A 13046-nucleotide genomic window follows, 5' to 3' on the forward strand; every position below is an offset into this window, starting at 1 on the left:
CGTACTCGCTCAACCCGATCCCCACGGAGGCCACATGACACGCCACGTAGTGGTCGTAGGCGCGGGGCCCGCAGGGCTCGCCGCCGCCGATGCCGCGCTCGGTGCGGGCGCGCGGGTCACCCTGGTCGACGAGGCCGAGCAGCCCGGCGGCCAGTACCACCGGATGCTCCCCGAGGCCTACGCCGCCGCCCGGCCGGAGCGCCTGCACCACGGCTGGCGCGCCTTCGACGCACGTCGCCGCCGGGTCCTCGCCCATCCGCGCTGCGCCTGGTGGTCCGAGGCCGCCGTGTGGGCCCTGGAGCGCCCCGACCCCGCCGAGCCGGGACCGCCGCGCGTGCACGTGCTGCGCGGCCCGTCCGACGGGGGTGGCCGGGACCGGCCCGTGCTCGACCCCGACGCGCTCGTGCTCGCGGTCGGCGCCCACGACCGCGTACTGCCCTTCCCCGGCTGGGAGTTGCCCGGCGTGTTCACCGCGGGCGCGGCGCAGGCGCTGGCGAAGGGGGAGCGGGTGGTGGTCGGCGACCAGGTGGTCGTGGCCGGGAGCGGGCCGTTCCTGCTGCCGGTGGCGGCGTCGCTGATCGAGGCCGGGGCGCGGGTGCGTGAGGTGCTGGAGGCCAGTACCCCCGCCACTCTCGCCCGAGGGTGGGGGCGGCGGCCCTGGGAGCTGGCCGCGCAGGCCGGGAAGGCCTCCGAACTCGCCGAGTACAGCGCCCTGTTGGCGCGGCACCGGGTTCCGTACCGCACTGGACGTACCGTCATCGAGGCGCGCGGCGACGGGTGCGTGGAGGAGGTCGTCACCGCTCGGTTGCGCGCCGACTGGTCGGTCGTGCAGGGGAGCGAGCGGACCGTCGCCGTCGACGCCGTGTGTGTCTCGCACGGGTTCAGTCCGCAGCTGGAGCTGCCGCTCGCCGCCGGGTGCGCGCTGCGCGCCACCCCGGCAGGGGAGTTCGTCGAGGTCGACGGCGACCAGCGCACCACCTGCCCCGACGTGTACGCGGCCGGGGAGATCACCGGCGTCGCGGGCGCGCCCGCCGCCCGCGTCGAGGGTGCGCTCGCCGGATGGCTCGCCGCGGGCGGCGACCGGAACGCCGTGACCGTGCGCCGGCTGCGGACCAGCCGTGACCAGGGCCGCGCCTTCGCCGCGCGCCTTGCCCGCGCGCACCCCATCGGGGCTGGTTGGTCCGGCTGGCTGCGGCCCGAGACCGTGGTGTGCCGGTGCGAGGAGACGGACTACGCCACCGTGTGCCGCGCCGCCACCGACGAGTCCACCTCCGCACCGCGCGCCGCCAAACTCGCCACCCGCGCCGGACTCGGACCCTGCCAGGCCCGGATGTGCGGGCCCACCGTCGCCGAGATCAGTGCGCGCCTGCGCGCGCCCGGCGACGACGACCACACCATCGCGGGCCTGCCCCCGGCCAGCGAGCACCGGCGGCCCATCGCCCGCCCGGTCCGGCTGGGCGATCTGGCCGCGACCCCCGAAACCACTGCCACGATCCCCGAAACCACTGCCACGTCCGCCGAAACCACTGACACGTCCGCCACCAACTCCCGTACAGAGGAGAGCAGTTCATGAGTGCCAAGAAGCAGCAGGCGAAGGGTTCCATCGGTCTTGGTGGCGTTGTCGTCGCCACCGCTCTGCCCTACTCCGAGGACGCCTCCGCGCCCGCCGGGCTCGCCGTCGACTACGACCGTTACGCCGAGCACTGCCGCTGGCTCGTCGACAACGGCTGCCGTGGTGTCGGTCCGAACGGGTCCCTCGGTGAGTACTCGTCCCTCACGGACGAGGAGCGTCGGAGGGTCGCCAGGACCGCCATTGAGGCCGTCGGTGACGATGGTGTTGTCGTCGTCGGGGTGCACGGGGTCGGGTCCCACCAGGCGAAGCACTGGGCCGAGGTCGCGGCCGAGGACGGGGCCGACGGTGTGCTGTGTCTGCCGCCCACCCTGTACCGGGCCAACTCCCGTGATGTCATTGACCATTTCGCGGCCGTCGCTTCCGTCGGGCTGCCCGTGATGGTGTACAACAACCCCTTCGACACGAAGGTGGATCTCACGCCTGATCTGCTCGCCGAGATCGCGCAGATCGACAACATCGTCGCCGTGAAGGAGTTCTCCGGCGATGTGCGGCGGGTGCTTGAGATCAAGGAGAAGGCGCCGAGCCTTGAGATCATCAGTGGCGCTGATGATGTCGTGCTCGAGAGTCTGTTGATGGGGGCCACCGGGTGGTTCGCCGGGTTCCCGAATGTCTTTCCTGCCGAGTCCGCCCGACTCTACGACCTGGCCATCGCGGGCAAGGTGGAGGAGGCGCGGGCGCTGTACGAGCCGCTGGTCGCCGCCTTCCGCTGGGACTCGCGGACCGAGTTCGTGCAGGCCATCAAGTTGGGGATGGAGCAGGTCGGGCGGTTCGGCGGGCCCTGCCGGCCGCCGCGCGGTGCGCTGCTGCCCGAGATGCGCGAGCAGGTGGAGGCCGACATGGCCCGCGCGATCGCGTCCCTGGAGAAGGGTGAGGCGGTCTGATGCGGTCCGTCCGGACGCTGAGTGCCGTCGACTCGCACACCGAGGGCATGCCCACCCGCGTCGTCACCGGCGGCGTGGGTCCCATCCCCGGTGACACCATGGCCGAGCGTCGCACCTACGCGCTTGAACACCTCGACGAGCTGCGCCGGTTCCTCGTCGACGAGCCGCGCGGCCACCCCGCGATGAGCGGCGCGATCCTGCAACCGCCGACCCGTCCGGACGCGGACTGGGGTGTCCTGTACATCGAGGTCAGCGGCTTCCTGCCGATGTGCGGGCACGGCACCATCGGCGTCGCCACCGTGCTCGTGGAGACCGGAATGGTGGAGGTGAGCGAGCCGGAGACCGTCGTCAGGCTCGACACACCCGCCGGGCTCGTCGAGGCGCGGGTGGGTGTGCGCGATGGTGTCGCCGAGCAGGTCACCCTGCGCAATGTGGATGCCTTCGCGCTGGAGCTGGATGCCACCGTGAAGGTGCCGGGGTTCGGCGAGGTCCGTTACGACATGGCGTATGGCGGCAATTTCTACGCCATCACCGAGCTCGACCAGCTCGGGCTGCCCTTCGACCGGGCCCGCAAGGACGACATCCTCAAGGCCGGGCTCGCCATCTCCGACGCCATCAACGAGCACAACCGGCCGCAGCATCCGCTGGACCCGGTCATCGGCGGCTGCAAGCACGTGCAGTTCCTCGCCCCCGACTCGACCGCCCGGCACTCGCGCAACGCCATGGCGATCCAGCCCGGCTGGTTCGACCGCTCGCCGTGCGGCACCGGCACCTCGGCCCGGATGGCGCAGCTGCACGCGCGCGGCGAACTCCCGCTGCACACCGAGTTCGTGAACGAGTCGTTCATCGGTACGCGGTTCACCGGGCGGCTCGTCGGCGACGCGAAGGTCGGTCAACTCGACGCTGTCGTACCGGAGTTCTTCGGACGAGCCTGGATCACCGGCACGGCCAACTACCTCCTCGACCCGCGCGACCCGTTCCCGCACGGCTTCGTGCTCTGACACAGCAGGGCCCCCGCGGTCCCTGAAGGAGTCACCGTGTCCCGTACGACAACCAATCCAACCCGAGACCCGGCCGGGCCCGACGGGGGACTCCTCTCCCGCGCCGGCATCTTCCGCCTCAAGCCCGTCGACGACTCGGAGGAGGAGACCAGCGGCGGACTGCGCCGCACCATGGGCCTGTGGCAGCTGGTCGCCCTCAGTCTCGGTGGCCTGGTCGGCGCGGGAGTCTTCTCGCTGGCCGGCGTCGTGGCCAACGAGGACGCCGGGCCCGGCGTCATGCTCTCGTTCCTCATCGCCATCGTGGCCAGCGGTGCGGCCGCCCTCTGCTACGCCGAGTTCGCCGGCGCCATCCCGAAGGCGGGCTCCGCTTACACGTACTCCTATGCCGCGCTCGGCGAGTTCGTCGGCTGGGCGATCGGCTGGGACCTGCTGCTCGAGTACACCGCGATCGTGGCCGTGGTCGCCATCGCGGTGTCCGGGTACTTCTCGTACATCCTGGAGCATGTCGGGATCGATGTGCCGTCCTGGATGCTCGGCGCGCCCGGCACCGGGTCCGGGCATCGTGTCGATCTGTTCGCTCTGTTGCTGTGCCTGCTGCTTGCGTTCGTGCTGTCGCGCGGGACGAAGGAGTCGGCGAGGTTCGAGACCATCCTCGTCGTGGTGAAGCTGGGGATCGTCGCGCTCGTCGTCGTCGCCGGGGCCTTTCACATCAAGTCCGGTAACTACACGCCGTTTCTTCCCTACGGAGTAGGGGGAGCGTTCACGGGCGCCGCCACCGCGTTCTTCGCCGTCTACGGGTACGACGCCATGAGCGCGGCCGCCGAGGAGAGCGCCGAGGCGAAGAAGGTGCTACCGAAGGCCATCCTCGTCTCGCTCGGCATCGCCGCGTTCATCTATCTCGCGGTGTGTGTCGTGCTGTTGGGGATGCAGAACTATCGGGATATCGATGTGGCGAGTCCGTTCTCCAGTGCTCTGGGGGCAGTTGGGCTCGGCGGGCTCGGTCTCGTCGTGGCCGTCGGTGCCGTCATCGGCATCACCACCTCGGCGTTCGCCAACATGCTGGCGGTGTCCCGGGTCTGGTACTCGATGAGCCGCGACGGGCTGCTGCCGCGCTACTTCGCGCGCAACCACCCGCGCAGGCACGTGCCCACGCGGGTGATCTGGCCGGTCGGCATCGGCTCCGCGCTGATCGCCGGGTTCCTGCCCATCCGGGAGGCCGCCGACCTCACCAACATCGGCATCCTGATGGCGTTCATCGTGGTCGCGATCGCCGTCGTCGTGCTGAGGAAGACGCGGCCCGATCTGCCGCGCTCCTTCCGTACGCCGCTGGTGCCATGGATTCCCGCGATCGGCGTCGCGTTCTCCGTGTGGCTGATCAGCAACCTGGACTGGGTGACCTGGGTCCGGTTCGCGGCGTGGATGCTCATCGGGGTGGGCGTCTACGCGGCGTACGGATACCGGAACTCGGTCGAGCACCGGGAGGGTCAGCGCAGGTAGGCGAGGCCCGGGTGCGCCTGCCGGTACTCGTCCACCAGACGCCGCGCGACATTCGCCGAGTCCACCAGCGGATGCAGCGCGAACGCCTTCACCGCCGTCGCCCGCGAGCCGGAGCGGGCGGCGGCGAGGATCTCCCGCTCGACCGCCTTCACCGACGTCACGAGGCCCGTGGCGTGCCCCGGCAGCGGGTCGACGGCGACGGGGTGCGCCCCGTTGGCGTCGACCAGGCACGGCACCTCGATCACGGCGTCCGCGTCGAGGGCCGAAAGGGTCGTGCGGTTGCGGACGTTGAGGATCAGCGTGGTGCGCTCGTCGCGGGCGATGGCCCGCATCAGGTCGAGCGCCACCTTCTCGTAGCCGCCGGACTCGGTGAGCGAGGCCTCGTCGCGCTCACCCGCGCCCGCAGCCTCCCGGTTCTCCGCCATGTACGTGGCCTCGCGCTCGGCCCGCGTCGCGTCCCACGTCTTGAGCGGCGGGGCCGCCGGGTCGCGCATCCGGTCGTAGAAGCGGGACTGCTGCTCGTGCAGGAACGCGCCGCGCGTGGCCTCCGCCTCCTGGTAGGCGTGGACCGCCTCACGGTTGAAGTAGTAGTAGTGCAGGTACTCGTTGGGGATCGAGCCCAACTCGCGCAGCCACTCCGTGCCGAACAGCTTGCCCTCCTCGAAGGAGCCGAGGAGGGTGTCGTCGGCGAGGAGGCGGGGGAGCTCGTCGCGGCCGTTCACCTTCAACCCGCGCAGCCAGCCCAGGTGGTTGAGGCCGACGTAGTCCACCCACGCGTTCTGCGGGTCGGCGCCGAGCGCCCGCGCCACGCGCTTGCCGAGGCCCACGGGGGAGTCGCAGATGCCGATGACACGGTCGCCCAGGTGATCCGCGAGCGCCTCCGTGACCAGGCCCGCCGGGTTGGTGAAGTTGATGAACCAGGCGTCCGGGGCGAGTTCGGCGACCCGCCGCGCGATCTCCTCGACGACCGGGAGCGTCCGCAGACCGTACGCGAGTCCGCCCGCGCCGACCGTCTCCTGGCCCAGAACGTTCTCGGCGAGCGCGATCCGCTCGTCCGCCGCGCGCCCTTCGAGGCCGCCCACCCGGATCGCCGAGAACACGAAGTCCGTGCCGCGCACGGCCTCGTCGAGGTCGGTGGTGACGGTGACCGCCGGCGCGTCCTGCACCCCCTCGGCCTGCTCGGCGAGGACCCGCGCGATCGCGTCGAGGCGCTGCCCGTCGAGGTCGTAGAGGGCGACCTCGGTGACGCGGCCCTCCGCGTGGTCGGTGAGCAGGGCCCCGTACACCAGCGGCACCCGGAATCCGCCGCCACCGAGAATCGTCAGCTTCATACTTGGACTACTTTCACGCCGGCCTCCGTCAGCGCCGCACAAGTCGGCGCCGGGGCAGAGGAGTTGGTCACGAGGACGTCGAGGGAGTCGGGGCCGCACACCTTGGCCATGCCGGTGCCGGGGAACTTGGAGGAGTCGGCGAGGAGCACCGTCCGGTCGGCGGCCGTGATCATGGCCCGCTTGACCGGGACCTCCACCACGGTGGTGTCCATCACCTGCCCGTCCGGGCGGACGCCGCTGGTGCCGAGGAACAGCCAGTCGGCGTGCAGCTGGCGCAGATTGTCCTCGGTGAGGAAGCCGACCAGGGAGCGGTACTCGCGGCGCACCATGCCGCCGAGCAGCACCAGGTCGATGCCGGTGTCGTCGGCCAGCTCCTCGTACACCACCAAGTTGCTGGTGATGACGGTGAGCCGGCGGCCGTGCAGTTGGCGGGCCAGGCGGTACGCGGTCGTCCCGATGTCGAGGAGGACCGACTGGCCGTCGGCTATCAGGGACGCCGCGTGCTCGGCGATGGTGTCCTTCTCGGGGACCCGCACCTGCGCGACCTCGGAGAAGGGCTGGTCGCCCTCCTCCATGACGGCGCCGCCGTGCACGCGGGTGAGGAGCCCGTCCTCCTCCAGCTTCACGAGGTCGCGGCGGATGGTCGCCGGGCTCACGGTGAGCTGCTCGGCGAGCTCGGCGACGGACGCGGGCCCACCGGAGCGCAGCGCACGCAGGATCAGGTGGTGTCGTCGCTCTGCCAGCATGCGGCGCACACTACTCGTCAAATTCAAGCAATTCCATGCTCACATTTGTCCAGAGCTTGATTGTGTGGTGCCGACATGAGTTCATCCGGTGCTCACCATCCGTACCGTCTGCACTCGTAGCGTCCCTGCGTACCGACCGTGCCCACCGAACCCAGGAGCCGCCGACATGCCCCATCCCCTCTCCAACCCCGTGTCCCGGCGTCGCGCCCTCGCCCTCGGCGCGGGCGCCGTCGGAGCCGCCGCGGCGGGCTCCCTGCTGCCGCCCTCGCTGCAGCGCGCCCTGGCCGCCGCGCCGCCGTCCGGCGGGCTCGACGCCATCGAGCACGTGGTGATCCTCATGCAGGAGAACCGGTCCTTCGACCACTACTTCGGCATGCTGCGCGGCGTCCGCGGCTTCGGCGACCTCAATGCCGTCCAACTCGCCGACGGCAAGCCCGTGTTCGAGCAGCCGGACGGCGCGAAGAGAGTCCTGCCGTTCTCCGTGCGCGCGGCCGCCGAGGCACAGCAGCACGACCTGCAGTACATCGACGCCCTCAACCACGACTGGAACGGCGGCCACAAGGCCTGGAACAACGGCTGGATGAACCAGTGGGTCTCCGCCAAGACCGCGGCGACCATGACGTATTACGACCGCTCCGACATCCCGTTGCAGTACGAGCTCGCCGACACGTTCACCATCTGCGACGCCTACCACTCCTCCATGCACAGCTCCACCAGCCCCAACCGCAACTACCTGTGGAGCGGCAACTCCGGCGACGAGCCGGGTGGCGGTCGCGCCATCGGCAACGACGCGTACGACGAGGGCACCCACAAGGGCTACGACTGGCCCACGTTCGCCGAACTCCTCGAGAAGGAGGGCCGCAGCTGGCAGACGTACACCGAGTGGGAGAACTTCACCGACAACCAGATCGAGTTCTACGCCTCCTTCAAGGCCGTCGCCCGCAAGGCGCTGGCCAAGACCGGCGGGCACACGTACATGGAGTCGTTCTACGCGCTGGTCCGCAAGGCCGCCGACGCCGGCGACACGGCCGAGCGGGACCGGCTGCTCGGGCTCCTGGAGGAGGGCGTCAAGGCGCTCACCAAAGCCGAGCGCAGCCTGTTCGAGCGCGCCCTGCGCCGCGTGCCCACCGGCACCCTGGCCGAGCGCTTCGCCGCCGACGTCGCCGCCAAGAAGCTGCCCGCGGTCTCCTACCTGGTGCCGTCCGCGGTCGACTCCGAGCACCCCAGCGTCTCCGTCCCCGCCGCGAGCGCCAGCGTCCCGTACAAGGTGCTCGACGCGCTGGCCTCGCACCCCGACGTATGGCGCAAGACCGTCGTGCTCATCAACTACGACGAGAACGACGGCTTCTTCGACCACGTCCCGCCGCCCGTGCCCGAGGCGGGCGAGCCCGACGAGTGGTGGCAGGGGCAGCCGACCGGGCTCGGGATGCGCGTGCCGATGCTCGTCGTCTCGCCGTGGTCGGTGGGCGGTCACGTCTGCTCCGAGCTGTTCGACCACACCTCCGTCAACCGCTTCCTGGAGAAGTGGACCGGCATCGACGACCCCAACATCACGGCGTGGCGCCGCCGGATATGCGGCGACCTGACCTCCGCGTTCGACTTCGACACCGCCGAGAAGCAGCCCGCCGTGCACAACCCGGGCCCGGTGCCGCCCGCCGCCGCCCGGTGGAAGCCCAGCCCGCCGGCCGACCAGAAGATGCCCGTACAGGAGCCCGGCGCCCGGCCCGCGCGCCCGCTGCCGTACCAGACCGACGCGTACGCACGGATCGCCGAGGGGCGCGTCGAGGTCACGCTCGCCAACACCGGCGCCTCCAGCGCCCACTTCGCGCTCTACCCGTACGAGGGGGAGTTCGACGTGCCGCAGCACCGGGACGTCTCCGGCACCCGCGCCCTGACCGTGACGCCGGCCAAGGACCGCTACCGGTTCACCGTCACAGGGCCCAACGGCTTCCGCCGCGAGTTCGCGGGCCTCGCCGCGTCCACCGCCGAGGTCACGTCGTCCGTGCGCGCCAAGACCCGCGAACTGCGCATCAAGCTGGCCAACCACGGCACCGAGGCGAAGGTGTTCACCGTCCGCCCGCAGGCCTACGTGCGCGCCGCCGACGCCGCGGCCCTGACCCGGCAGGTCCGTGTCGCGCCCGGCGACAGCACCACCGTGACGCACCCCGCCGCGAAGTCCCACGGCTGGTACGACCTGGTGGTGCGCTGCGAGGACGAGCCCGACTTCGCGCGGCGCCTGATGGGCCACATCGAGAACGGGCGGGCCTCGGTCTCCGGGTGACCCCGCGGATGTGAGCGGAAATCCGATCGCGGGGCGCGGTCGGGCCTGGCTACGCTCGGCCCGGCCAGGGGACCGCTCCCGCGAAAGGTGACCATGGGCGTTCGCAAGCTGCACCAGGACGAGCCGGACATCGACGAGGACCTCGTCCGCGCGCTGGTCGACGAGCAGTTCCCGCAGTGGGCGGAGCTGCCCCTGAAGTACGTCGACTCGCACGGCACGCAGAACGTTCTGTACCGGCTGGGCGAGGAGTTGGTGGTCCGGCTGCCGCGCCAGGACGGGATCGTGCCCGAGCTGGCGGGGGCGCGGCAATGGCTGCCGTATCTCGCCGCCCGGCTGCCGGTGCCCGTACCGGAGCAGGTGGCCGAGGGGGAGCCGGGGCACGGCTTTCCGTGGCCGTGGGCGGTGCACCGCTGGCTGCCCGGCGAGAACCCCGTCGTGGGGCGGCTCGACCGGCCCGAGGCGCTGGCCGAGGACCTGGCGGGGTTCGTCACGGTGATGCGCGCGATCGACACCGCCGGGGCGCCGGAGTCGTTCCGCGGCCGGCCGCTCGCCGAACGGGCCGACGGGACCCGCGAGGTGATCAGCCGTCTGGACGGAACGATCGACTCCGCGGCGGCCCTCGCGGTCTGGGACGAGGCGGTGCGCACCCCTGGCGCGGGCCGCGAGGTGTGGCTGCACGGTGACCTGCAGCCCGGCAACCTCCTGGTGTCCGGAGGGCGGCTCGGCGCGGTCATCGACTTCGGGTGCATGGGCACCGGGGACCCCGCCGTCGACCTGATCACGGCCTGGTACGTCCTCGGCGGGCCGGAACGGCGGACCTTCCGGGAGGCCGCGGCAGTCGACGACGACACGTGGGTGCGCGGGCGTGGCTGGGCGCTGACCATCGCGGCGCACGAGCTGGCGTACTACCGGGACTTGAACCCGTTCATGGTGCGGACGGCGTCGCGCGTGGTCGGAGAGATCCTCGCGGACGCGGCCCGCACCTGACGGGTGTCGAGCGCTACAGAGTCGAGCGCTACAGAGTCGAGCGCTACAGAGACGGGGCGACGGGCGTCCCCTGCGCGTCCCGCTGATGCGGGATCACGATCGAGGGGCTGCCGGCCGTCAGCGCCACCGTCCGCGCGGGCGACGGAATGCTGATGCCCTCCGCGCGGAAGCGCGCGTGCAGCCGCTTGATGAACTCGTGCTTGATCCGGTACTGGTCGCTGAACTCGCCGACGCCCAGGATCACGTTGAAGCTGATCCGGGAGTCGCCGAACGTGTGGAAGCGCACGAGCGGCTCGTGCTCCGGCACGGCGCCCTCGACCTCCTTCATCACCTCGGTCACGACCTCGACCGTCACCCGCTCCACCACCTCGAGGTCGACGTCGTAGCCGACCCCGGCGAGCACGGTGAGGGTCATCTCCTGTTCCGGGCGGCTGAAGTTGGTCATGTTCGTGCCCGACAGCTGCGTGTTCGGGATGATCACGAGGTTGTTGGAGAGCTGCCGCACCACCGTGTTGCGCCAGTTGATGTCGACGACATAGCCCTCCTCGCCGCTACTGAGGCGGATGTAGTCACCGGGCTGGACGGTCTTCGAGGCCAGGATGTGCACGCCCGCGAACAGGTTGGCGAGCGTGTCCTGAAGGGCGAGCGCCACGGCCAGACCACCCACACCGAGCGCGGTGAGCAGCGGCGCGATGGAGATGCCGAGGGTCTGGAGCACGACGAGGAACCCCATCGCGAGCACCACGACCCGCGTGATGTTCACGAAGATGGTCGCCGAACCGGCCACGGCCGCACGCGACTGCGCGACCGCCCGCACTAGACCCGTGATCACCCGCGCCGCCGTCAGCGTCGCCATGACGATGAGCAGCGCCGTGAGCGCCATGTTCACATTCCGCCCCGTACGCGGGGTGAGCGGCAGCACCTCGGCGGCCACGGCGGCGCCGGCCGCGAACGCCGCCCACGGCACCAGCGTGCGCAGCGCGTCGACGATCACATCGTCCCCGGACCACCGCGTCTGCCCGGCGCGCACGCCGAGCCAGCGCAGCAGGGTGCGCAGCAGCAGTCCCGCCAGCAGGCCGCCGAGCAGGGCGACACCAGCGAGGATCAGGTCGTGCACTTCGATGCCGCGACTCAACGGGCACCTCCCGCACGGGGACTGAACGCTGCGGTGGGGACGGATATGTGATGTGTGGTCACGTGGTACCTGCTTGTTCGGGGACGGAGGTGGCGCGCCGACCGGAATCGCGGTCGGGGGCGCACTGCGGACATCCTGCCGTACGTGCCCGAAGTGTGGAGAGGGTGGGGACCTCAAGTGTGCGGAAACCGGTGTGGTGGGCCCATGTGATGTACGTGGGGCTGGACGCGGCGAGGGTCAACTGGGCGCGTTACGCTGCCGAAACGGCATGGACCGTACGCGGAAAATGTTCGCACCAACAATTTCGTACGAGCAGTCCGCACCAGCAGTTCGCGCCAACCGTTTCGCATCAACCGTTTCGCATCAACCGTTTCGCACCAGCCGTTTCGCACCAGCCGTTTCGCATCAACAATGTAGGCGACCGCCCGTCGAGGTCCTCACCAAGGGAGACGCCCGTGCCCGAACCGACCGCGACGACCCCGTTCGAGGTCCCCGTCGTCGACATCGGCCCCTACGTGGACGGGGGTTCGGCCGAGGACCTGGCCCGCGTGGCCCGCGCCCTCGACGACGCCTGCACCCGCGTGGGCTTCGTGCAGATCCGCGGGCACGGCGTCCCGGACGCGGTGCTCGACGGACTGGCCGACGCCGTCGACGACTTCTTCGCTCTGCCGTCCGAGCGCAAGAACGCCTACCGGGTCACGGGCGCCAACCGCGGCTACAGCCCGCCGAAGAGCGAGTCGCTCAGCCTCAGCCTCGGTGTCGAGTCTGCGTCCCGGATGAACGACTTCTTCGAGGCGTTCAACGTCGGCACCGAGGCCCGCTCCTTCCCCGGCCTCGACCTCTCCGAGGACGACTACGGCCGCAACGTATGGCCCGCCGAACTCGATGCCTTCGAGCCGCGCGTGCAGGCCTACTTCGCCCACGCGGGCCGCGTCGCCCGCGTCCTGACCCGGGCCTTCGGCGACGCCCTCGGCCTGGAGCCCGGCCACTTCGAGGCGCTCACCGACCACTCCGTGGACGTCCTGCGGATGAACAACTACGCGCTCCCAGAAGGCACCGTCACCCTCGACGGCGACCTGACCGGCATGGGCGAGCACACCGACTTCGGCCTGGTCACGGTGTTGTGGGCGGACCGTGTCGCCGGGCTGCAGGTGCTCGATTCCGACGGCGTCTGGCACGACGTGTCCCCGGCCGAGGGCGCCCTCCTGGTCAACCTCGGCGACCTCACCGCCCGCCTCACCAACGACCGCTGGATGTCGACCCTGCACCGGGTCAAGCCGCCGATCGTCGACGGCGCCATCAAGCGGCGCCGCTCGGTGGCGTACTTCCACGACGGCAACATCGACGCGGTGATCGCCACGCTCCCCAGCCACCTCGACGCCGACGCGGGCCTCGCCTACGAGCCGATCACCGTCCGCGACCACATCAAGGCCAAGCTGGCGGGGTCCCGGCAGGGCAAGGCGAACACGGCGGCGGTCCGGGAGGCGGCGCGGGTGCTGGCCGCGGCGGGGCGGGAGCCTCGCGGCTGACCGGGGCCGCCGGGTGTCCGGTCGG

At 71.1% G+C, this 13046-nt stretch carries 10 protein-coding genes; 7 read left to right on the forward strand and 3 right to left on the reverse strand.

Going from position 1 to position 13046, the window contains the following annotated elements:
• Positions 1-34: 34 nt before the first annotated feature.
• From OG746_RS22370 to OG746_RS22385, 4 genes are all read left to right on the forward strand, one after another.
• Positions 35-1573 (forward strand): FAD/NAD(P)-dependent oxidoreductase, encoded by a 1539-nt coding sequence (locus OG746_RS22370; RefSeq protein ID WP_266717203.1) that lies wholly within the window; start codon positions 35-37, stop codon positions 1571-1573.
• A complete protein-coding gene (locus OG746_RS22375; RefSeq protein WP_266717205.1) occupies positions 1570-2514 on the forward strand; it encodes a dihydrodipicolinate synthase family protein in 945 nt (314 codons plus the stop codon). Before OG746_RS22370 ends, OG746_RS22375 begins: the two co-directional genes overlap by 4 nt.
• On the forward strand, positions 2514-3515 hold the full coding sequence (locus OG746_RS22380) for a proline racemase family protein (protein WP_266717206.1): 1002 nt from the start codon (positions 2514-2516) through the stop codon (positions 3513-3515). Before OG746_RS22375 ends, OG746_RS22380 begins: the two co-directional genes overlap by 1 nt.
• A gap of 108 nt (positions 3516-3623) precedes the next feature.
• Positions 3624-5012 (forward strand): amino acid permease, encoded by a 1389-nt coding sequence (locus OG746_RS22385; RefSeq protein ID WP_524540473.1) that lies wholly within the window; start codon positions 3624-3626, stop codon positions 5010-5012.
• Here OG746_RS22385 and OG746_RS22390 read toward each other — a convergent pair.
• Complete coding sequence (locus OG746_RS22390; RefSeq protein ID WP_266717210.1) at positions 5000-6343, reverse strand: 6-phospho-beta-glucosidase; 1344 nt, start codon at positions 6341-6343, stop codon at positions 5000-5002. The genes OG746_RS22385 and OG746_RS22390 overlap by 13 nt on opposite strands.
• Entirely contained in the window at positions 6340-7089 is a 750-nt protein-coding gene (locus OG746_RS22395; RefSeq protein ID WP_266717212.1) for a DeoR/GlpR family DNA-binding transcription regulator, read from the reverse strand. The genes OG746_RS22390 and OG746_RS22395 overlap by 4 nt, the downstream gene beginning before the upstream one ends.
• A 166-nt stretch (positions 7090-7255) precedes the next feature.
• On the opposite strand from OG746_RS22395, the gene OG746_RS22400 reads away from it, so the two are divergent.
• Together OG746_RS22400 and OG746_RS22405 are read left to right on the forward strand one after the other, a co-directional pair.
• Positions 7256-9370, forward strand: a complete 2115-nt coding sequence (locus OG746_RS22400; RefSeq protein ID WP_266717214.1) for a phosphocholine-specific phospholipase C — start codon at positions 7256-7258, stop codon at positions 9368-9370.
• A 93-nt stretch (positions 9371-9463) separates the two neighbouring features.
• Positions 9464-10357, forward strand: a complete 894-nt coding sequence (locus OG746_RS22405; RefSeq protein ID WP_266717216.1) for an aminoglycoside phosphotransferase family protein — start codon at positions 9464-9466, stop codon at positions 10355-10357.
• A 43-nt stretch (positions 10358-10400) separates the two neighbouring features.
• Here the strand turns inward: OG746_RS22405 and OG746_RS22410 are convergent, their stop codons facing one another.
• A complete protein-coding gene (locus tag OG746_RS22410) occupies positions 10401-11492 on the reverse strand; it encodes a mechanosensitive ion channel family protein (RefSeq protein ID WP_266717218.1) in 1092 nt (363 codons plus the stop codon).
• A 455-nt stretch (positions 11493-11947) separates the two neighbouring features.
• Here OG746_RS22410 and OG746_RS22415 point away from each other — a divergent pair, with 455 nt between their 5' ends.
• Positions 11948-13021, forward strand: a complete 1074-nt coding sequence (locus OG746_RS22415) for an isopenicillin N synthase family dioxygenase (RefSeq protein ID WP_266717219.1) — start codon at positions 11948-11950, stop codon at positions 13019-13021.
• The last annotated feature ends 25 nt before the right edge of the window (positions 13022-13046 follow it).

Origin of the sequence: Streptomyces sp. NBC_01016, from assembly GCF_026341035.1 — a bacterium.
Taxonomy (GTDB): Bacteria; Actinomycetota; Actinomycetes; order Streptomycetales; family Streptomycetaceae; genus Streptomyces.